This is a genomic window from Silicimonas lutimaris (genome assembly GCF_047314965.1).
Taxonomy (GTDB): Bacteria; Pseudomonadota; Alphaproteobacteria; order Rhodobacterales; family Rhodobacteraceae; genus JAVJUV01.
Genome location: NZ_JBLBVK010000047.1, coordinates 168,596 through 188,006, shown reverse-complemented (window position 1 = coordinate 188,006; position 19,411 = coordinate 168,596). Strand labels below are relative to the sequence as shown.

General features: G+C 59.6%; 20 protein-coding genes. 17 read left to right on the top strand and 3 right to left on the bottom strand.

What is annotated here, in order from left to right:
* Nucleotides 1–626: 626 nt before the first annotated feature.
* The 9 genes from ACKLNI_RS10155 to ACKLNI_RS10115 all read left to right on the top strand — a co-directional run bounded on the left by ACKLNI_RS10155 (nucleotide 627) and on the right by ACKLNI_RS10115 (nucleotide 8,433).
* The gene (locus ACKLNI_RS10155) at nucleotides 627–1,406 is read left to right on the top strand and encodes a DeoR/GlpR family DNA-binding transcription regulator (protein WP_413718948.1); all 780 of its coding nucleotides are present in this window, start codon (nucleotides 627–629) and stop codon (nucleotides 1,404–1,406) included.
* On the top strand, nucleotides 1,403–2,467 hold the full coding sequence (locus tag ACKLNI_RS10150) for an ABC transporter ATP-binding protein (RefSeq protein WP_413718947.1): 1,065 nt from the start codon (nucleotides 1,403–1,405) through the stop codon (nucleotides 2,465–2,467). The genes ACKLNI_RS10155 and ACKLNI_RS10150 overlap by 4 nt, the downstream gene beginning before the upstream one ends.
* Nucleotides 2,468–2,517: 50 nt before the next feature.
* A complete protein-coding gene (locus ACKLNI_RS10145; protein WP_413718946.1) occupies nucleotides 2,518–3,804 on the top strand; it encodes an ABC transporter substrate-binding protein in 1,287 nt (428 codons plus the stop codon).
* 78 nt (nucleotides 3,805–3,882) lie between these two features.
* The gene (locus ACKLNI_RS10140; protein ID WP_413718945.1) at nucleotides 3,883–4,758 is read left to right on the top strand and encodes a carbohydrate ABC transporter permease; all 876 of its coding nucleotides are present in this window, start codon (nucleotides 3,883–3,885) and stop codon (nucleotides 4,756–4,758) included.
* Nucleotides 4,755–5,567 (top strand): carbohydrate ABC transporter permease, encoded by an 813-nt coding sequence (locus ACKLNI_RS10135; protein WP_413718944.1) that lies wholly within the window; start codon nucleotides 4,755–4,757, stop codon nucleotides 5,565–5,567. Before ACKLNI_RS10140 ends, ACKLNI_RS10135 begins: the two co-directional genes overlap by 4 nt.
* A 40-nt stretch (nucleotides 5,568–5,607) precedes the next feature.
* Nucleotides 5,608–6,381: a metallophosphoesterase family protein gene (locus ACKLNI_RS10130; RefSeq protein ID WP_413718943.1), complete on the top strand. Its 774-nt coding sequence runs from the start codon at nucleotides 5,608–5,610 to the stop codon at nucleotides 6,379–6,381.
* Nucleotides 6,378–7,211, top strand: a complete 834-nt coding sequence (locus ACKLNI_RS10125; protein WP_413718942.1) for an inositol monophosphatase family protein — start codon at nucleotides 6,378–6,380, stop codon at nucleotides 7,209–7,211. Before ACKLNI_RS10130 ends, ACKLNI_RS10125 begins: the two co-directional genes overlap by 4 nt.
* 46 nt (nucleotides 7,212–7,257) lie before the next feature.
* A complete protein-coding gene (locus ACKLNI_RS10120) occupies nucleotides 7,258–8,295 on the top strand; it encodes a UDP-glucose--hexose-1-phosphate uridylyltransferase (RefSeq protein ID WP_413718941.1) in 1,038 nt (345 codons plus the stop codon).
* Entirely contained in the window at nucleotides 8,296–8,433 is a 138-nt protein-coding gene (locus ACKLNI_RS10115) for a hypothetical protein (protein WP_413718940.1), read from the top strand.
* A 263-nt stretch (nucleotides 8,434–8,696) separates the two neighbouring features.
* On the opposite strand, the gene ACKLNI_RS10110 is transcribed toward ACKLNI_RS10115, so the two are convergent.
* Complete coding sequence (locus tag ACKLNI_RS10110) at nucleotides 8,697–9,290, bottom strand: histidine phosphatase family protein (protein WP_413718939.1); 594 nt, start codon at nucleotides 9,288–9,290, stop codon at nucleotides 8,697–8,699.
* A 493-nt stretch (nucleotides 9,291–9,783) separates the two neighbouring features.
* Between ACKLNI_RS10110 and ACKLNI_RS10105 the strand changes: the two genes are divergently transcribed.
* From ACKLNI_RS10105 to ACKLNI_RS10070, 8 genes are all read left to right on the top strand, one after another.
* Nucleotides 9,784–11,523 carry an ABC transporter substrate-binding protein gene (locus tag ACKLNI_RS10105; protein ID WP_413718938.1) on the top strand — a complete coding sequence of 580 codons (1,740 nt, stop codon included), beginning with the start codon at nucleotides 9,784–9,786 and terminating at the stop codon, nucleotides 11,521–11,523.
* Between the two features lie 77 nt (nucleotides 11,524–11,600).
* Nucleotides 11,601–12,662 (top strand): ABC transporter ATP-binding protein, encoded by a 1,062-nt coding sequence (locus tag ACKLNI_RS10100; protein WP_413718937.1) that lies wholly within the window; start codon nucleotides 11,601–11,603, stop codon nucleotides 12,660–12,662.
* Between the two features lies 1 nt (nucleotide 12,663).
* Nucleotides 12,664–13,737, top strand: a complete 1,074-nt coding sequence (locus ACKLNI_RS10095; RefSeq protein WP_413718936.1) for an ABC transporter ATP-binding protein — start codon at nucleotides 12,664–12,666, stop codon at nucleotides 13,735–13,737.
* Complete coding sequence (locus ACKLNI_RS10090; protein ID WP_413718935.1) at nucleotides 13,734–14,597, top strand: carbohydrate ABC transporter permease; 864 nt, start codon at nucleotides 13,734–13,736, stop codon at nucleotides 14,595–14,597. The genes ACKLNI_RS10095 and ACKLNI_RS10090 overlap by 4 nt, the downstream gene beginning before the upstream one ends.
* The gene (locus ACKLNI_RS10085; protein ID WP_413718934.1) at nucleotides 14,594–15,391 is read left to right on the top strand and encodes a carbohydrate ABC transporter permease; all 798 of its coding nucleotides are present in this window, start codon (nucleotides 14,594–14,596) and stop codon (nucleotides 15,389–15,391) included. Before ACKLNI_RS10090 ends, ACKLNI_RS10085 begins: the two co-directional genes overlap by 4 nt.
* A gap of 3 nt (nucleotides 15,392–15,394) precedes the next feature.
* A complete protein-coding gene (locus tag ACKLNI_RS10080) occupies nucleotides 15,395–15,796 on the top strand; it encodes a DUF2160 domain-containing protein (protein ID WP_413718933.1) in 402 nt (133 codons plus the stop codon).
* A gap of 71 nt (nucleotides 15,797–15,867) precedes the next feature.
* A complete protein-coding gene (locus ACKLNI_RS10075) occupies nucleotides 15,868–16,275 on the top strand; it encodes a BlaI/MecI/CopY family transcriptional regulator (protein ID WP_413718957.1) in 408 nt (135 codons plus the stop codon).
* Nucleotides 16,250–17,350: a M56 family metallopeptidase gene (locus ACKLNI_RS10070; protein ID WP_413718932.1), complete on the top strand. Its 1,101-nt coding sequence runs from the start codon at nucleotides 16,250–16,252 to the stop codon at nucleotides 17,348–17,350. Before ACKLNI_RS10075 ends, ACKLNI_RS10070 begins: the two co-directional genes overlap by 26 nt.
* 7 nt (nucleotides 17,351–17,357) lie before the next feature.
* Here ACKLNI_RS10070 and ACKLNI_RS10065 read toward each other — a convergent pair whose 3' ends face one another.
* Both ACKLNI_RS10065 and ACKLNI_RS10060 read right to left on the bottom strand, forming a co-directional pair.
* Nucleotides 17,358–18,161: a carbohydrate ABC transporter permease gene (locus ACKLNI_RS10065; RefSeq protein WP_413718931.1), complete on the bottom strand. Its 804-nt coding sequence runs from the start codon at nucleotides 18,159–18,161 to the stop codon at nucleotides 17,358–17,360.
* A complete protein-coding gene (locus ACKLNI_RS10060) occupies nucleotides 18,158–19,033 on the bottom strand; it encodes a carbohydrate ABC transporter permease (RefSeq protein WP_413718930.1) in 876 nt (291 codons plus the stop codon). The genes ACKLNI_RS10065 and ACKLNI_RS10060 overlap by 4 nt, the downstream gene beginning before the upstream one ends.
* Between the last annotated feature and the right edge of the window lie 378 nt (nucleotides 19,034–19,411).

The following is a 19,411-nucleotide window of genomic DNA, read 5'->3' as shown; positions in this document are numbered from 1 at the left end:
GAATGCGCATAATGTTCATGAAATGTTCTAGCACAAAACTCTATCCAGAGTAAGAACTGTGCCTGACAGACGAGGGCGTAAAACCAGCATCGAGAGTCTGCTTCCCGACGATCGCGAGACGTGGGCGCGGGAGATATGGGCGGATCGTCTTGAGATCGCGAAACTGCCGGCCGGTGCGTGGATGCTACGCGAGGCTGCAAAGGTGTTGGGGTTGGACCAAGAAACAGTGGACGAGGTACTGCGTCCGTAAATCCGAACTTCCGCTCCACATGGCAAAGCGGTCATCCGACCAAAAGACTCGGATGTCTCCGTTGAGCCCAAATTGGACGTTGAAACGCGACCGTCATCTTTGCATCGCTAGCTGTGTTACGCTGTCTGCTTCGGACAAGACATCAAAGAGGTTTTCTGTTCTGAATGCCGCTATTCTTCGCCTTCCTGAAGTGGCAGTTGGCCCACTTCAGCCTTCGACAAGTCCATGAAACCAGGGTTTCGGGAATGCGATTCTGGCGTCCGTGAGGGCGCACTCGAATGACGCTTGACTGCTCAAAAATGCGCGTTTACGATTTTTTATGATCGTTATGAGGGAGGAGTCGCGAAATGCTTAAGAATAGAAGCAAAAACGCGCAATGAAGGACGACTTCCGGCTAGGCGCAGTCCGTCGCCGCAAAATCGTCGACCTCGTTGAAGGCCGCGGGGCCGTCGCGGTGGGAGAGCTTTCAAAGGAGTTTGGCGTTTCGACCGCCACCATTCGCCGGGATCTCAAGGAACTCGGCGAGACAGGGGTCGTCACACGGACCCACGGAGGGGTGGTGAACAACGCCAGTGCCTTGATCGACCTTCCGAACGACGAACGAATGCTGCTCCACTCCGAGGAGAAGCGGCGCATAGGACGGGCTGCGATTGAGCTTCTCGACGGCGGTGAGACGGTGTTTCTGGACGCCGGGACGACCGCACTTGCGGTTGCCGAGAGCGCCCATAGGAAACCAGACTGCCGTTATGTGACCTCGTGCCTGCGCATCGCGTCGCGGCTGCGGGATCAGGGTATCCCGAATTTCTACCTGATCGGAGGCGCCTACATTGGCGTGAACGACTCCTTCGGAGGGCGGCTTGCAATCTCGGCGATCCGCACGCTGACGTTCGATATCTCCTTTCTCTGTTGCTCATCCATCGATCTGGCCAATCGCTCAATCTCGATCGGAGATGAAAGCTATAGCCAGATTCAGGCGGAAGTTGTTGCGGCGTCGCGCCGGAACATGGTCGTGGCACAGCATGAGAAGGTGGGGGCGGGCGGCTTCATCAAGACGGCGTCGTTTGACGATATCGATTGCATCATCACTGATGATGGACTCGACGATGATAGTCGTCAGCGGCTCGAAGGCGCAGGCATCGCGCTGGTGTTGGCATGAGCGCCGCGGGTGTTTCCCTCGAGGTGGTCAACCTCATGAAGAGTTGGGGCGCAGTAGAGGTGCTGCGCGACGTCAATTTCGACATCGAGCCGGGCGGTTTTCTGACGCTTCTGGGTCCGTCTGGTTGCGGCAAGAGCACTATCCTGCGGCTGGTCTCGGGCCTTGACGAGATCAGCGGCGGCCAGATTCTGATCGGTAAGAAGGATGTCGCGCGCATCCCGGTAGCCGAGCGCAATATCGGCATGGTCTTCCAGAACTACGCGCTCTTTCCGCATATGACGATCGCGGAGAACATCACCTATGGCCTCAATGTCCGGAAAGTCCCGAAGGCCGAAAAGGAAAAGGCGCTGGCGCGGGTCGCGGAGCTCATGGCGCTTGGCAAGCTTCTGGATCGCAAGCCTTCCCAGCTATCCGGTGGCCAACAACAGCGCGTGGCACTGGCGCGTGTTCTGGTGTCGGACCGGCCGCTGGTCCTGATGGACGAGCCCCTCTCCAACCTCGACGCCAAGCTGCGCGTCGAAATCAGAAGCGAGATCCGCTCACTGAACAAGAAGCTGGGCATCACGGTCGTGTACGTCACCCATGACCAAAGCGAGGCTCTGTCGATGTCCGATCGGGTCGTGCTGATGAATGCGGGAAATGTCAGCCAGGTCGGCACTCCGCAGGAACTCTACGACAGGCCGGCGAACACCTTTGCCGCCGGGTTCATCGGAACGCCGCCGATGAACCTGCTGTCACCGGAGGATGTGCGTGCGCCATCGACGCTCGCCCCCGAGGGTGGCTTGGCCCCTTCCGACGCGCTTTTCGGTGTCCGCCCGGAGAGCCTGACACTTGGTGCCAGTGACACCGAATTCAGCGCAACCGCTCGGGTCGAAAGCCTCGAATACGAGGGGAAGGTCTTTCTGGTGCATCTCGTTGCACCCTCGGGCGCGCGGTTCATAGCGGCGCATGCCGGCGACGGAGCGCCCGAAGAAGGCTCCGAGATCAGCGTTGGCTGGTCAGCTGCCAGCACACATCTTTTTTCGAAGTCGGACGGCCATCGCAGGGGATTCACCTTGTGATTCCGGACCAACAACACCGCCAAGGGTGGCGACAACAAGGAGGAGACACCATGAACATCAGACAGAAAACGGCGCTGCCGCTGATCATAGGCGCGGCGATGAGCATGACCGCTCCAGTGGTTCAGGCGGCCGATTTGGAATTCTATTTCCCTGTCGGCGTGAACGCTCCCGCTGTGGCTACGATCGAGCAACTGACCAACGCCTGGGCGGCGCAGAACCCCCAGCACAGTGTGAAGGCCGTCTATGCGGGGAACTACGAAGAAACGACCACCAAGGCGCTGACCGCTGCACAGGCGGGCGACCCGCCGCAAGTCGCGGTGCTTTTGGCCATCGACATCTTCACTTTGATCGAAGAGGACGTGATCACACCGATCTCGGACATCGCGACCTCGGCCGAGGATAAGGCCTGGATCGACAGCTTCTATGAAGGCTTCATGGTCGACACCCGTTTCGACGCCAAGGTCTACTCGATCCCCTTCCAGCGGTCGACACCGGTTTTCTATTACAACAAGGACGCCTGGCGCGCCGCCGGCCTCGACCCAGAAGTCACGCCCAAGACCTGGGACGAGATGGTCGAGATGGGCAAGAAACTGACTATCAAGGATGCGAACGGCAACGTGACCCAGTGGGGCACGCGCATCCCGAACCTCGGGCTTGCCGGTGCGTGGCTCTTCGGCGGCCTCGTCAAGTCCAAGGGCGATGTCCTGTCCACCGACACGGGCACCGAGGCGCGCTTCGACACCGACGCGGCGAAGGCGTCTCTTGAGTTCATGCTGCGCCTTGCCGACGAAGAGGTCATGGCACCGGGCGGCATCACCTGGGGCGATACGCCGAAGGCGTTCCTCGAAGGTCAGGCGGCGTCCATCTGGACTTCGACCGGCAACCTTGCCTTCATCAACGAGAACGCTGAGTTCGACTGGGGCGTGGGCTTCCTGCCCGGCGGCGACGGTCCGGGTGCCCCGGTCGGCGGCGGCAACTTCTATATCTTCAAGGACATTTCCGACGAAGAGCGTGAAGCAGCCCTCGACTTCGTCAAGTTCATGACGACCCCCGAGAACCAGGCGATCTGGAGCATGGCGACAGGCTATGTGGCCCCGAGCCAGGCGGCCTGGGAAACGCCTCAGATGAAGGAATATGCCGAGCGCCTGCCGCAGGCGCTGGTGGCGCTCGACCAGATGCCGCACGCCTATCGCGAGTTCGCCACCTTCCAGCGCGCGCGGGTTACGCAATTCCTGGTCGATGCCATCGAGGGTGTCATCACGGGAGCGGCCGACGCGGCCACCGCGCTGGCCGAAGCCCAAGAAAAGGCTGACGACATCCTTGGCGAGTATCGCTGAGGCGAGGACGAACTGACTGCGCGCCATATTTCCCGTGGCGCGCAGTCACCCCCAACGGAAACTCGGGCGAACTGACACATGAACATGCGCTTGTCATACGGGATGGGATTTATCCTGCTTCTGATGCCCTGTTCGCTTCTTGTGGCATTCACGCATTATCCGGCAGCCAAGGCGCTGTTGAATTCCTTCTGGAACAACGGCTCTTCCTTCCGCCCGTCGCGGTTTGTCGGCCTCAAGAATTACGAGACACTGCTCGAAGACGACAAGCTGATGCAGGTGCTGATCAACAGCTTCATCTATGCGATCGGCACCGTGCCGATTGCTATCGCGCTGGCGATCGGCATGGCTCTTCTGGTCAATTCCAAGCTTCCCGCGACCGGGCTGATGCGTCTTTCGTTCTTCCTGCCGACGATGCTGCCGATGGTGGCGGTCGCGAATATCTGGCTTTTCTTCTACGCGCCGGGCATTGGCCTGGCGTCACAGCTTCTGAACGCGGTGGGACTGCCCTCGATCAACTTCCTCGGCAGCACCGAAACCTCGCTCGCCTCGATGATGGTGGTGGCGGTTTGGAAAGAAGCCGGGCTCTTCATGATCTTCTACCTGGCCGCGCTGCAATCCATCCCGACAAACCTCAAGGACGCCGCCCGTCTCGAAGGCGCAGGGTCTGTTCGGATTTTCTTCGACGTGGTGCTTCCGCTTCTCAGGCCGACGACAATCTTCGTGGCGGTCAACGCGTTGATAAACGCCTTCCGCCTTGTCGACCACATCGTGGTAATGACCCGGGGCGGGCCGAGCAATTCGAGCTCGCTCCTGCTCTACTACATCTATGAGGTCACTTTTGGCTTCCGTGACTTCGCCTACGGCGCCACGCTGACCGTCTTGATGGTCGTTATACTCGGCATCCTTGCGGCGTTTCAGTTCTGGGTGCTCAACAGGAAGGCGCATTACCAATGACCTCCGGGCTCAACCGAATTGCCTTCACGACACTGGCTTTCGTGCTTGCCGCTGTCTGGGGCCTGCCATTCCTTTACTCGGTCTGGACTGCGTTTCACCCCGAGAGATACTCGGCCAATTTCGTTTGGAACGCGCCGATCACGCTGTCGAATTTCACCGAGGCCTGGGCCGCGGCACCCTTCGCACTCTACTTCCTCAATACGGTGATCCTCATCGTTACGGTGCTGGTGGCCAACCTCATCCTCTGCACGCTCGTGGCCTATGCCTTCGTGCGCTATCGCTTCCGGTGGGCAGGGTTCCTCTTCAGTCTCGTGATGGTGCAGCTTCTGATCTCGCCCGAGATCCTGATCGTGGAGAACTACCTTACGCTTTCGACGATCGGCCTCACCGATACGATTATCGGAATTGCCTTGCCCTACCTGACGTCGGCTTTTGGGATTTTCTTGCTCCGCCAGACATTTCTGACGGTGCCGAAGTCGCTTGACGAGGCGGCCCAGATCGAGGGCGCGGGCGCCTGGCGTGTCCTCTGGACGGTCTACGTGCCGCTGGCGCGTCCCGTCTATCTGGCCTATGGGCTTGTTTCGATCAGCTTTCATTGGAACAACTTCCTTTGGCCCCTTATCGTGACAAACTCGCCCGAGGTGCGCCCGGTGACCGTTGGTTTGAGCGTCTTCGCTACAGTGGAAAGCGGCATCGAATGGTCGCTCGTCAATGCGGCGACGTTAATGACGACAGCTCCGCTGATCATCGCGTTCCTCATTTTTCAAAGGCAGTTCGTCGCGAACTTCATGCGAGCGGGGATCAAGTGAAGATCGCTCCGGTATCATTCGAAGCCTCAGGAGGCCACCGATGAGGCTCGCTCATGTCTCTGACTTGCATCTCGGACTGAATGGCGCCGTTGGTGATCCCAAGGACGTGGCGAAGGCCGTTGTCGCAGATCTGACAGCCGTTTCGGAAGCGCTCGATCTCGTCGTGGTTTCGGGAGACCTGACCGACAAGGCAGATCCCCGTCAATTTGATGATTTCGTGCAGATGTTCAGTGCGATCGGCGTGCCGGTCGCCATTGTCCCCGGGAACCACGATGGGCCCGCGGGCATGCATGCCTTTGGCCAGACTTCGAAGATCTTCGCAGACTGGCACATCACAAATCGGGTCGTCGAGGTTGCTGGGGTTCGCCTCCTCGGGCTTGATACATGCATCGAGGCGACAACCGAGGGCGCGCTCGACGAGGAGGGTCTTGTACTTCTCGAGCAGGAGGTGGCGCGGAAGAATGGTGACCGCCTTGTCGTCGTCATGCATCACCCGCCGCTCGTTCTGGGGTTGAAACAGTTCGACGGCTTCTGCCGGTTGGAGGGGCGCGAGCGTTTCATGAAAATAATGGGCACGGCGCACGAGCAAGTCATAGTGCTGTCGGGCCATGTTCACCGCCCCTACGTCGCGAGCGAAGGTCGGATGACGTGCTACGTCGCAGGCAGCATGGTGGCGCCCTACGATTCCGCCTTGCCTTTCGGGAACGAGCCAATCCGGCCGGCGGCGCTTCAGGATTTTTATTTTTTCCACGATATCGCACCAGAGGGCCATCACGTCGTGACCCCGCAGAGGGTCCGGGGGCTTGCCCGGTGAGACTGTCCGCGCATGACATCGATGACCTTATCGACGTCGTGCGCAACGCAGCTGCCAGCGAGATCATGCCGCGCTTCCGCAACTTGTCCGTCAGCGACGTCGAGACGAAGTCTGGTCCGGCGGACCTTGTCACGGTTGCGGACAGGGCAGCAGAAGAGATGATCCGGCGGGGCGTCGAAAAAATCCTGCCTGGCGCCGCAGTTATCGGAGAGGAGGCGGTGGCCGAGGACGCGCGACTGCTTGATGCTATCTGCACCTGCGAAACCTGCGTGATCGTCGATCCGATCGACGGTACGGGAAACTACGTCGCTGGCCTTGCGGTCTTCGGGACGATCCTCGCGGTGGTCCACAATGGGCAGACAATGTTCGGTATTCTCTATGATCCGGTGCTGGATGACTGGATGTTTGCCCAGCGCGGAGACGGGGCATGGTTTCGCCGCCCAGACGGCACGGTTACACGGCTTGGGTCTTGCGACAAGTCTTCGGCGCTCAACCAGGCCAGAGGATACGTGACTCTGGATGACTACGACTCGTCAACGCGCGAAATCGTGCGGAGGGGCTTCGACCCGGTCATGAACATCCGCGATATCCGCTGCTCATGCCACGAGTATCGCGGGCTTGTCTCTGGACGGGTCGATTTCCTGCGCTCATACGCGCTGAAACCGTGGGACCATGCCGCTGGTGTCTTGCTTGTAGAAGAGGTTGGGGGCTGGGCGGCAGTCGACGGCGAACATCCCTATTCCCCGTCCTTGCGGCATGGAAGATTGGTCGCCGCGACGTCGGAGCCGCTGGGCAGGCGCATTGCCGAACTCGCGGCGCCGCTGCCGTGACCGGGTGGATTGCCCGCACGATCTGGAGGCAAGAAGAGAGCATCGAATGATTTTCGAGCAACATCCGCATCGTCGCTACAACCCGCTCACGCGCGAATGGGTGCTTGTGTCTCCGCATCGGAGCAACCGTCCCTGGCAGGGACAGTCCGAGGCGCCAGTGAACAGGCAGCGGCCGCCACACGATGCGGGGTGCTATCTCTGCGCGGGCAACGAAAGGGCGAACGGCGTCAGAAACCCGGACTATACGGGGCCCTTTGTCTTCGAAAACGACTTCCCCGCGCTTCTGAAGGACACCCCATTTCACGAGGATACCGGCTCGCCGCTCTTCCAGTCCCGGACGGCGTGCGGAACCTCTCGCGTGATCTGTTTCTCCGAACGACATGACCTGACGCTTCCGGCCTTGCCGGTCGAGGCAATCCGCAAGGTGGTGGATGTCTGGGTCCGGGAATATGAAACCTTGGCCAGGGACTACGCCTGGGTGGCGATCTTCGAGAACAAGGGGGCGATGATGGGGTGCTCAAATCCTCACCCCCATGGCCAGATATGGGCCTCCGATTTTGTCCCGAGCGAAGTAGCCCGAGAGGACCAGGCGCAAGAAGCGTTTCTCTCGGAAACGGGACAAAACCTGCTCGTATCATATTGCGAAGCGGAGCAGAGCGGCGAAACCCGGGTGGTCGTCGAAAATGACGATTGGATCGCCGTGGTGCCGTTCTGGGCGGTTTGGCCGTTCGAAACGCTGCTCACGCCGAAACGGCACCGCCCCCGGCTAACGGATCTTTCGACACAAGAGCGGGACAGGCTCGCTGAAATTCTGAAACGGCTTTGCACGCGCTACGACGGTCTCTTCCGGACCGAGTTTCCTTATTCGATGGGATGGCACGGCGCGCCGCCCGGACTGAAGGAGACCGCGCATTGGCAACTGCATGCCCATTTCTACCCGCCACTCCTCAGGTCGGCGACCGTGAGGAAGTTCCTAGTCGGATACGAGATGCTGGCGGAGCCCCAACGCGATCTAACGGCGGAACAGGCTGCAGCCCGTTTGCGTGCGCAGTCGGAAACACTTGAGCAGGACACCTTCGGCTGAGTGCGGCCCGCAGCACTCCAGATGACGGCGGTGACTATTCGAAAGGGCGAGGTGAAACCCGACGGCAGAGGATTTGAATTGCTCGCCGCATCGGTTGCGATGAACGCCTATTGGTACATGAGTGTCAAGTTCGGCTGAAAGTGCGATGAGCATGCTCGGGCCTTAAAAGAGTTTCGAGACTTATCGGTTTCAGGCTCGGGCGGTTGTGGCAGCGATGACGGACCGCCTGATCCCGCCCGGCGATCTTGCCCCTCCAGGACGTATTGGATGAACCGATAGACGTGGACTCCGGCCGCCTCGGAAGACCACTTTTCGGAGGTCGGCAGCAACGGGGTGCAATCCAAACATCTGACGAAAGCCTCATATGACTGTTGGGAGCCAAAAGGTTACGCGAGCTTGTCTTAGGCATTGCCGATCAGGTTCTCGAGCGGCTGCCAATTTGCGATTGGTTTTCCATTCGGCGCCGCAAACTCAAAGTAGCAGCCACCGCCGCCTGAGCCCTGGTCAAATCTCCTGCTGATTGGCACTTGAGAAAGGTGACAAAACAAAAGCGTCCCCACTCCACCATGACCGACGAAGAGAACATCGCCTCGATTGCACGCCTCTAGGCAAGCGCGAACCTCTCTGACGATTCGCGCCTGCGCGGTTTTAGCTGTTTCCCAGCCCCGCACACTCTCCTCGGGATGAGCAAAGAACTGGTCTGCCACGGTTTCAAATTCATCCGGTGGAAGAAAACCAGTGGCGCCCCGATCATTCTCATGCATCGCCTCACGTATTACCAGCTGGCACCCAAGAGCTTCCGCCAGTGGTGTGGCAGTTTCGAGCGCCTTGGTCTCAGCACTACTAATTACGTGCCGGGTCCCCAAAAGCGCATCAGATGCTGCAAGCGCGGCGACCCGCTCATGCCCGCGTTCGTTGAGTGACCAACTCTGCACCGGTTTCGTAGGATCAATGATGACCTGAGGGTGCGAAAGGTAACGAACAGACTGTGTCATGGTTTCCTTTTGCCAAACCTGCGAAGGTCAGGATAGTCCGCGAAGCTGACCTTAGGCGCAAAATTCCCAGTGGCGGCTTACGCCGAAAGCGGTCGTTCACCCAAATCTGGCTAGCGACCGCTGTGCGGACAAAGTCGCCCTGCCAAGATTAGTGGACCCAGTCCGGATCAATCCTTGGACGAGCTGTTGAGGCGTTCGCGAGAACAACGCTCACCGGTGTGTGGAATTCGGCAAGATGTCGTATCTCAGCCCCCGCGACACTGCGCCTTTTTCGGAGACCGACGCCGTTCGGGCCGCTGTGTCCACAGGCCAATCCCAAGGGGCGTGCCTGAAACTGCGCACGCCGTTATCCATAACGCCTGCGACGTAAAATAATGAGGTTTCAATTTCGGATCGTTCAATTACTAATTTTTTAGTTTGACAAGCGACGCGGTCTGGTCGCAGGATTTGCAGGTCCGAAAGTCAATGGACCAAACACTTAGGGAGGAGACAGATGCGGATGTATCTACTCTCCGCAGTGGCGGCGGGAGCCGTCATTGCGGGATACGGTAGCGCTTTTGCTGATGAAGCGGCTGCCCAGCGCTGGATCGACGAGGAATTCCAGCCTTCGACGCTCGGCAAGGACGAACAGTTGGCGGAGATGAAGTGGTTCATCGACGCTGCGGCGCCTTACGCCGGTATGGAAATCAACGTGCTTTCGGAAGGCATTCCGACGCATTCCTATGAGTCGGAAGTACTGACCAAGGCATTCGAGGAAATCACCGGCATCAAGGTGAACCACCAGATCCTCGGCGAAGGCGAAGTGGTTCAGGCTGTCCAGACACAGATGCAGACCGGCCGGAACCTTTATGACGGTTACGTGAACGACTCCGACCTGATCGGTACCCATTCGCGTCTGCAGCTGGCCTATAACCTGACGCAACAGATGGCGGGCGATTGGGCGGCAACGACCTCTCCCACGCTGGATCTCGAAGACTTCATGGGAATCCAGTTCACCACCGGACCGGACGGTAACCTCTACCAGTTGCCGGATCAGCAATTCGCGAACCTCTACTGGTTCCGCAAGGACTGGTTCGACGATCCGGACATCCAGGCCCGCTTCAAGGAGAAGTACGGCTATGACCTGGGCGTTCCGGTCAACTGGTCGGCCTATGAGGATATCGCGGAGTTCTTTACCAACGATGTCCAGGAGATCGGCGGCACCCGCATTTATGGCCACATGGATTATGGCAAGCGCGCCCCTGACCTTGGCTGGCGGATGACCGACGCATGGCTGTCGATGGCCGGTGCCGGCGACGTGGGTGAACCGAACGGCATTCCGGTCGACGAATGGGGCATCCGCATGGAAGCGGGTACCTGCAACCCCGTCGGCGCAAGCGTGTCGCGCGGTGGTGCGGCGAACGGCCCGGCGGCCGTTTACGCGATCCGCAAGTGGGACGAATGGCTGCGGAATTATGCACCTCCGGGGGCGGCGTCCTACGACTTCTACCAGTCGCTGCCGGCGCTGAGCCAAGGCAACGTGGCTCAGCAAATCTTCTGGTACACGGCCTTTACCGCAGACATGGTGAAGCCGCAGTCGGAAGGCAACAACACGGTGGATGCCGACGGTAACCCGCTGTGGCGGATGGCTCCCAGCCCGCACGGCCCCTATTGGACCGAAGGCCAGAAGGTTGGCTACCAGGACGTGGGATCGTGGACCTTCCTCAAGTCCACCCCGTCGGATCGCGCTCAGGCGGCCTGGCTCTATGCCCAGTTCGTCACCTCGAAGACGGTCGACGTGAAGAAATCGCACGTTGGCCTGACCTTCATCCGCGACTCGTCGGTCAACCACGAGTCCTTCACCGAGCGTGCACCCAAGCTGGGCGGCCTGGTCGAGTTCTATCGCTCGCCTGACCGCGTGGCATGGTCGCCGACCGGCATCAACGTGCCGGATTATCCGAAGCTGGCCCAGATCTGGTGGCAGCAGATCGGTGACGTGAACTCGGGTGCCTTCACCGCCCAGGAAGCCATGGATCGTCTTGCCGAAGAGATGGACATCACCATGGCGCGGATGCAGCAGGCAGACGAAGCGGCTGGTGTCTATGGCGGCTGCGGGCCTCGTCTGAACGAGCCGCGTGATCCGGAGTACTGGCTGAGCCAGCCCGGTGCGCCGAAGGCCAAGCTGGAAAACGAGAAGCCTCAGGGCGAGACCGTCAACTACGACGATCTTGTGGCACGCTGGCGTTCTCAGTGATCTGTAACACGTGAACCGGAGGCCGCCGCCTGCGCGGCGGCCTCCAGCATGGTCTGGGGAAGAGTGGAACACCGGGGATGATCGAGCTTCAGGATGCCTCGAAGGTGGTCGGACGGATCACCCACATCAAGCCGACGACGCTTCGGCTGGAGGCGGGACATTTCAATGTATTGCTGGGCGCGACCGGGTCGGGAAAGACCTCGCTCATCAAGCTGATCGCCGGACTGGATCCTTTGGCCGGTGGCAAGGTGCTGATGGACGGACAGGATGTGAGCCGCATCTCGACGCAGAAGCGGAATGTCAGCCTCGTGCACCAGTTCTTCGTCAACTATCCCCATATGACCGTGTTCGAGAACATCGCCTCACCTCTGCGTGTCGCGGGCATGGCGAACAGTGAAATTCAGGGGCGGGTCGAAGAGGCGGCGGATCTTCTGCAGCTTCGTCCGATGCTTCACCGGCGCCCGAGCGAATTGTCGGGTGGGCAGCAGCAGCGCACCGCTCTGGCCCGCGCCATCGCGAAGGAAAGCCGCGCGGTCCTGCTGGACGAGCCGCTGGCGAACCTCGACTACAAATTGCGGGAGGAATTGCGCGAGCAACTGCCGGAGCTGCTGGCCGGACGCGGTTCGGTTGTCGTCTATGCAACGTCGGAGCCCGAGGAAGCGCTGCTTCTGGGCGGGCGAACCGCACTGATGTCGGACGGGCAGGTGACTCAGTTTGGGCCGACAGCGGACATCTATCGCAACCCCGACAATCTGAAGGCTGCACAGGTCTTTTCCGATCCGCCGATCAATGTCGCCGCTGTGACGAAAGCCGGCAGCGAGGCACGTCTGGCGACCGGGATTACCTGGCCATTGGCAGGGCAGGCCGCGAGCCTGCCCGATGGGCGTTACACCGTGGCAGTGCGCCCACACCGGGTGACGCCGCACCGAATGAACGAACGCGATGTGGCGCTCAAGGGTCATGTCCTGGTGACGGAGTTGTCGGGCTCGGATTCGAGTGCGCATTTCCGCCTGGGCGACGACGCCTGGGTTTCGCTGGCCGCGGGTGTGCATCCCTACGAGGTCGGGGAAGACCATGTGTTCTACATGGATCCGGCCCATTGCCGCTATTTTGGAACCGACGGAAAGAGGGTGGCCTGACATGGCGCGCATCACGCTGTCGAAGCTCCGGCACAGTTACTATCCGAACCCGACAGGTCCGGACGATTATGCCCTGAAGGAGATCGATGTCACATGGAAGGATGGCGGGGCCTACGCTCTGCTGGGCCCGTCCGGTTGCGGGAAGTCCACCCTTCTGAACATCATCTCCGGCCTGCTGACGCCGTCCGAGGGAAAGGTGCTGTTCGATGATCGCGATGTCACCGGGCTACCGCCGGATCAGCGCAACATCGCGCAGGTGTTCCAGTTTCCCGTGATCTACGACACGATGACCGTACGGCAGAACCTTGCGTTTCCATTGAAGAATCGGGGTGTGGAACCCACGCGGATCGCGGCCCGAGTGGCCGAGATCGCGGCGATGCTGGAGGTCGAGCCGATGCTGGACACCCGCGCCTCTGGTCTGAGCCCGGACAACAAGCAGAAGATCTCGATGGGGCGGGGGCTGGTACGCGACGATGTGAACGTCGTGATGTTTGACGAACCGCTGACGGTGATCGATCCGCATCTCAAGTGGAAGCTTCGGTCGAAGCTCAAGGAGCTGCACCAGCGGGTCAAGGCGACAATGATCTATGTGACGCACGACCAGACCGAAGCGCTGACCTTCGCCGACGAGGTGGTCGTCATGCAGGATGGCGAGGTTGTGCAGATCGGCACGCCGGTCGAGCTGTTCGAGCGCCCGCAGCACACCTTCGTGGGCCATTTCATCGGATCGCCCGGCATGAACGTCCTGCCCTGCGAAGTCCGTGGCGATCGCGCGCTGTTCCAGGGCCACGAGGTGGCGCTTGAAGGTCCGGTGAGCGGGCAAGGCGGTACAGTGAAACTGGGCGTCCGCCCCGAGCATATCGACATCGGCGGAACCGGGGTGCCAGCACGCGTTACCAAGGTTTCCGACGTGGGCCGGCATTTCGTGGTGGAAGCCATGGTCGGAGACAGCGCCCTCAAGATCGTGACCGAGCACGACGCACCCGAGCAGGGCAGCGAGGTTCATCTGGGTCTGCGCCCCGAGAAAACCCGCGTCTACCGGGATGGCTGGATCGCGACGGAGGCACGCGCATGAGAACCGAAAATCAGAAAGCGTGGTTCTTCGTTCTGCCGGTTCTGGCGCTGGTTGCGTTCAACGCGCTCGTGCCGATGATGACCGTGGTCAACTACTCGGTACAGGAGACGTTCGGGAACAACCAGTTCTTCTGGCAAGGGCTGGACTGGTTCGAACAGATTCTGAGGTCGGAGCGGTTTCAGGCCGCGCTGGGCCGACAGTTCCTGTTCACCTTTCTGATCCTGTTGATCGAGGTGCCGTTGGGCATCATCGTGGCCTTGTCCATGCCCAGGAAGGGCATCTGGGTGCCGGTCTGCCTGGTGCTTATGGCATTGCCCATGCTGATCCCGTGGAATGTCGTCGGCTCGATGTGGAACATCTTCACCCTGCCGAAGATCGGGCTGATGGGGTATTTCCTGAACGATGTGCTGGGTATCAACTATGACATGACCCAGCAGCCGCTTGCGGCCTGGATCACGGTGATCGTGATGGATGTCTGGCACTGGACCTCGCTTGTGGTGCTTTTGTGCTATGCCGGCCTGGTCTCGATTCCGGATGCCTATTACCAGGCGGCCAAGATCGACGGGGCAAGCCCGTGGAGCGTCTTCCGCTATATCCAGTTGCCCAAGATGAAGACGGTGCTGACCATCGCGATCCTTCTGAGGTTCATGGACAGCTTTAACATCTATACAGAGCCCTTTGTTCTGACCGGTGGCGGCCCCGGCAACTCGACGACGCTTTTGTCGATCGACCTGGTGAAGATCGCGCTGGGGCAGTTCGACCTTGGCCCGGCGGCGGCGATGAGCCTGATCTACTTCGCGATCACGCTTCTGGTGAGCTGGGTGTTCTATACATTGATGACGAAGGACGACCAGAAATGAGAAAAAGGTCAGTCATCCCGATCCTCTACATCGCCTTCCTGATGTTGCCGATCTATTGGCTGGTGGCGATGTCCTTCAAGACGACAAACGAGATCCTGTCCGGGTTCTCGCTGTTCCCGCAGACCTTCACGCTGGACAACTACAAGGCCATCTTCACCGATCCGACGTGGTATTGGGGCTATATCAACTCAATCCTCTATGTCTCTCTGAACACGGTGCTTTCGGTGGCGGTCGCCTTGCCGGCGGCCTACGCGTTCTCACGCTACCGGTTCCTTGGCGACAAGCAGCTGTTCTTCTGGTTGCTGACGAACCGGATGGCTCCGGCGGCGGTTTTCGCGCTGCCGTTCTTCCAGCTCTATTCGTCGATCAACCTGTTCGACACGCATATCGCCGTGGCGCTGGCGCACACGCTGTTCAACGTTCCGCTGGCGGTCTGGATCCTGGAAGGCTTCATGCGTTCGATCCCGAAAGAGCTGGACGAGACGGCCTATGTCGACGGGTATTCCTTCCCGAGGTTCTTCGTGAAGATTTTCCTGCCCAACATCAAGGCGGGCGTCGGGGTGGCCGCGTTCTTTTGTTTCATGTTCTCGTGGGTCGAGATGTTGCTTGCCAAGACGCTGACGGCGGTAGAGGCCAAGCCGATCGCGGCGGTGATGACGCGCACCGCCTCGAGCGCCGGCTATGAACTGGGATTGCTGGCGGCTGCGGGCACGCTAACGATCATCCCGGGCGCGATCGTGATCTGGTTCGTGCGGAATTATATCGCCCGCGGCTTCGCGATGGGGAGGGTCTGAGTGATGCTGCGTTGCCTACTGCTTGTTTTCCTTGTTCCCGGTGCCGCGTTTGCCCAGCAGGCGGGGTGGGGCAACGTGGGGAAGCAGGAAGAGAAGGGGTTTTCGTGGACCGATCCGCTTTGGCCGGATTTTTGGATGGCATGGACACCAGCGACGCTGGCCGTCTTCGTAGGCATCTTCTCGGCGATCCTCGTGATCGGCTTGCTCGAGGGATTCTGGTTGCGCGACGGGCTTGAACGCAAGGGAGTTCTGGGACTGACCACGACGCTGGGTGACCGTTTGTTCATCACGCTTCTCGGCGCCGCCTACATCTTTCTGGCATGGCTTGGGTTTGTCGGGCAGCCAATCTGGATCCCGCTTTTCATCGCGATTGGCTGGGGAATTTTCGTCTTCTGGAAAGTTTAGGCTTCGCGTGACGCGCAATGAATGGTTTTGTAGGGGTGGGGAGTGACGAATTGGTGGAACGACAAGGACCGATGCGCAAACGAAAAAAGGGAGACCTGCTGACTGAGGTCGAACTGGAGTTCATGAACGAGCTCTGGTCGCTCGGCGAGGGCTCCGTCAGAGACGTCCTTGATCAGCTGCCTCCGGAACGGAACCTGGCTTACACGTCGGGAGCCACGATCCTGCGCATTCTTGACGAAAAAGGCTTTGTGAAAAGTCGCAAGGAAGGCAAGACGCTGGTCTACACACCACTCCTCCAAAAAGACAATTATCAGACCCGATCGCTGCAGAATCTGTCACGCACCCTTTTCGACGATACGCCGGCATCACTTGTTGCCCGGCTCGTCGATGACGCGGAACTGACGGCATCGGATCTAGAGGATATTCGGGCGCTGGTGGAGAGGAGGCTCCAAGATGACAGCGATGAAACCGGCACTTGATCTATTCATTGATGCCAACATCGTGTTTCTGTTGGCGTTCTGCTTGTGGGCGATCGTTCAGGCGGGGATGTCCCGCACGATCCTGAAGCATAATTACCCTGCTCAGCTTCGGCTGATGAAGATGGCGCTGCTGTTCACGCTTGTCAGCCCCGCGATCGCGCATATCGCGGTGTCGGTCAGTCAGAACCTCTGGCCCAAGACCCCGATCACGGTGAGCGACATCGCCGTGGCGTCGTATCTGAGGGGCGAAATCGCGATCCCGGCAGTAGAGTTCGAAGCCTTGCTGAATACACGCGGGCGATTGATGGATGCTCTTTTTGATGGCGAGGCGCCCTTGCTGGCCGGCATTATCGCGATCCTGTTCGTGGCCGCGGCCTTTCAGACCTTGCGAATGCTGTGGTCGGCGGCCGCTGTCCGAAACGCGGTTCAGGGAAGCTATCTTTGGCGTCGCATTGGCAAGGTCGACATTCGTCTCTCTGATCGGGTCAGCATTCCTTTCGCTGCGCGCGGCCTTATGCGCCGGTATATCGTTCTTCCCTCGAGCCTTGTCACGGAACCGAAGGAGCTGCGTTTCATCCTCGCTCATGAGTTGCAGCACCTTCGCGATGGTGACGTGGAATGGGAATTGGCGTTCGAAGTGATGCGTCCGCTGATGTTCTGGAACCCCGCCTTCGGCCTGTGGAAGCGATCATTCGACCAGCTGCGGGAGCTGAGCTGCGACCAGAAGGTGATCATCCGCAACCGCATCGAAACGAGAGAGTACATCGCTTGCCTTCTTGGGTTCTGTGAGCGCCAGGTCAAGGGTCCGCTTCCGCGTGCGATGCATGTGGCGTTCTTCCGTGCGCAGGACCGATCGGCCAAACAGGCCTTCGCCGGCCGCCTTTTGGCTCTGGCGAACCGGCCCGTTTCTGCACCGCTGAAGATGGCGGTGCCGGTCCTGGCGGGAGTTTTGGCTGTCGGTGTTTCGATGGCTGCGGCTTCCGTGCGTCAGCCCGGCGACTGGAGCCAGGACCGCCTGATGCTCTCGACGATCGTGAACCTGGAACGTCTGGAGGCGATCAACCGCCGCTACTGATAGCCGCTCATGACACCCGGCCCATAGAGAAACCCTGGGCCAGGTGTCTGCGCATCAGAATGGCAAGAACGACTCCGGGAACAAGCCCCAGAACACCGGCAGCTGCCATCAAGGGAATATGCCCAGACATCACACTGCCGACTCGGCTCATGATGCCGCCGAACGGTTTGGCGTCGATCGTCGTAAGCGCATTGGACAGCAAGAATTCCACCCACGAGAACATGAAGCAGAAGAAGGCAGCGGTCGCCGCTCCCGGCGCGATCATGGGCAAGAGAACTTTTTGGAAGAAACGCAGCGTCCCATATCCATCGGCCTGGGCGCTTTCGTCGATCTCTACGGGGATGCCTGAAATGAAGCCTTCCAGAATCCAGATGGCGATCGGCACGGAGAAAAAACAATGTGCCAATGCCACGGCTATATAGGTGTCGATCATATCGAGCGCAGAGAATATCTGTACGAACGGCACCAGGAGGATGGCGGGAACCATCATGCGGAACATGAGAAGCGAGAAGAAGAGCACCCGGCGGCCCCGAAAGCGGAACCGGGAGAAGGCATAGGCCGCTGGCAGCGCAACTCCAACGGAGATTACAACGTTCATCGAAACGTAGATCACTGCGTTGACATAACCCCAATACCAGTCAGGCTCCGACAGGATGAACCGGAAATTCTCCAGCGTGAGGTCCGATGGGATCAATCGCAGCGTGCCGGCGACGCTGGCGGGGGTCTGTAGGCTAATCGCGATCAGCCAGTAGATCGGTAGAATTATCAAAAAGGTGAACACCGCTGGCACGGGCGAGAAACGGGGGGTCATCTGCCGCCTGCCTCCCGGCCCGCAGGCACAATCAACCGGTAAAAGAACGCCGAGACAAGAACGACGATCAGGAAATAGATGACGGCCATGGCTCCGGCTTCACCCAGATCGAACTGGATCAGGCCCGTCTGCACAAGTTCGTGTGACAGAAACACCGTGCTCTGGCCGGGTCCACCGCGGGTAATAACGTAAGCCTCGGTATAGATCGTGAAGCTGTCCATGAACCTCAAGAGAAGCGCGATAGCGAGAACGAGTCTGAGACGTGGAAGCTGGATATGCCGAAAGACCGCCCACCGGCTCGCCCCGTCGATGGCGGCGGCCTGGTAGTAGGCCTCGGGGATGACCTTAAGACGCGCATAACAGAGCAGGACCACCAGACCGGTCCAGTGCCAGGTGTCCATGAGCACCAGAAGCCCCCAGGTTCCGCCAACGCTGTTGATGTCCAGCGTTAAACCGATCCCGGCCAGGGACTGAGACAACAGACCGGACCCTGGCTGGACCATGACCTTCCACAGATAACCGACGACTATTTGTGGGGTCAGCATCGGGACGGATAGAAGCACAAGGCTGATCGCGACAAACGGCCCGGAGCGCGGCATCCTCAGGGCGACGAAAATCCCAAGCGGGATCTGGACCGAAAGCACGATCATAGAAAACAACAGGCTTCGAAGAACTGCATCGTAGAACTCGGATGATGCGAGAACCTGCCGGAACCAATCATCTCCGACCCAGACGAAGACATTCCCGCCGAATGTGTCATGGAGTGAGTAGAAAAAGACGAAGCCGAGGGGGATGATCCCTGCAATCGTCAGAACCAGAAGGGCTGGGAGGAGATAGGGGAACGCCGATCGCTTAGAGGCATTAGCGTACATTTCTCGGCGTCTCCCTTTCAATCGGGAATGCCATTATGACCGGTTGCGCGATAGGTCGTCAAACGGCAAGAATCCCACGAAAGATCCTGCGGTGTACAAAAGTAATTGGCGCGCTCCAAGATTGAGAAGGTCTTCTGCACCGCAACGATTCAAACGCCCCAGAACTATCGCGCGGCGGCGTCGAAGCGGCGATCGAGCGATGCTCGGCCAAGAAAAGCTTGGCGCACTTGCTGGACATTAAGAGAAACGGGTCTGATGCAGGCTTGGAGTAGACACGCCGCAAAATATTGCCAATGACCAGCAAGCGGAGCAGCGACCCGGCGCAGCGGTCGATGGAAAACCGAACGACCTCCGAATCCGATTGGCCGTCGCAGGACA

What these genes read in the sequence shown, in the direction of transcription:
- ACKLNI_RS10155 (WP_413718948.1), top strand. Translation starts at nt 627, where the DNA reads ATGAAGGACGACTTCCGGCTAGGCGCAGTCCGTCGCCGCAAAATCGTC.
- ACKLNI_RS10150 (WP_413718947.1), top strand. Translation starts at nt 1,403, where the DNA reads ATGAGCGCCGCGGGTGTTTCCCTCGAGGTGGTCAACCTCATGAAGAGT.
- ACKLNI_RS10145 (WP_413718946.1), top strand. Translation starts at nt 2,518, where the DNA reads ATGAACATCAGACAGAAAACGGCGCTGCCGCTGATCATAGGCGCGGCG.
- ACKLNI_RS10140 (WP_413718945.1), top strand. Translation starts at nt 3,883, where the DNA reads ATGAACATGCGCTTGTCATACGGGATGGGATTTATCCTGCTTCTGATG.
- ACKLNI_RS10135 (WP_413718944.1), top strand. Translation starts at nt 4,755, where the DNA reads ATGACCTCCGGGCTCAACCGAATTGCCTTCACGACACTGGCTTTCGTG.
- ACKLNI_RS10130 (WP_413718943.1), top strand. Translation starts at nt 5,608, where the DNA reads ATGAGGCTCGCTCATGTCTCTGACTTGCATCTCGGACTGAATGGCGCC.
- ACKLNI_RS10120 (WP_413718941.1), top strand. Translation starts at nt 7,258, where the DNA reads ATGATTTTCGAGCAACATCCGCATCGTCGCTACAACCCGCTCACGCGC.
- ACKLNI_RS10110 (WP_413718939.1), bottom strand. Translation starts at nt 9,290, where the DNA reads ATGACACAGTCTGTTCGTTACCTTTCGCACCCTCAGGTCATCATTGAT.
- ACKLNI_RS10105 (WP_413718938.1), top strand. Translation starts at nt 9,784, where the DNA reads ATGCGGATGTATCTACTCTCCGCAGTGGCGGCGGGAGCCGTCATTGCG.
- ACKLNI_RS10100 (WP_413718937.1), top strand. Translation starts at nt 11,601, where the DNA reads ATGATCGAGCTTCAGGATGCCTCGAAGGTGGTCGGACGGATCACCCAC.
- ACKLNI_RS10095 (WP_413718936.1), top strand. Translation starts at nt 12,664, where the DNA reads ATGGCGCGCATCACGCTGTCGAAGCTCCGGCACAGTTACTATCCGAAC.
- ACKLNI_RS10090 (WP_413718935.1), top strand. Translation starts at nt 13,734, where the DNA reads ATGAGAACCGAAAATCAGAAAGCGTGGTTCTTCGTTCTGCCGGTTCTG.
- ACKLNI_RS10085 (WP_413718934.1), top strand. Translation starts at nt 14,594, where the DNA reads ATGAGAAAAAGGTCAGTCATCCCGATCCTCTACATCGCCTTCCTGATG.
- ACKLNI_RS10080 (WP_413718933.1), top strand. Translation starts at nt 15,395, where the DNA reads ATGCTGCGTTGCCTACTGCTTGTTTTCCTTGTTCCCGGTGCCGCGTTT.
- ACKLNI_RS10075 (WP_413718957.1), top strand. Translation starts at nt 15,868, where the DNA reads ATGCGCAAACGAAAAAAGGGAGACCTGCTGACTGAGGTCGAACTGGAG.
- ACKLNI_RS10070 (WP_413718932.1), top strand. Translation starts at nt 16,250, where the DNA reads ATGACAGCGATGAAACCGGCACTTGATCTATTCATTGATGCCAACATC.
- ACKLNI_RS10065 (WP_413718931.1), bottom strand. Translation starts at nt 18,161, where the DNA reads ATGACCCCCCGTTTCTCGCCCGTGCCAGCGGTGTTCACCTTTTTGATA.
- ACKLNI_RS10060 (WP_413718930.1), bottom strand. Translation starts at nt 19,033, where the DNA reads ATGTACGCTAATGCCTCTAAGCGATCGGCGTTCCCCTATCTCCTCCCA.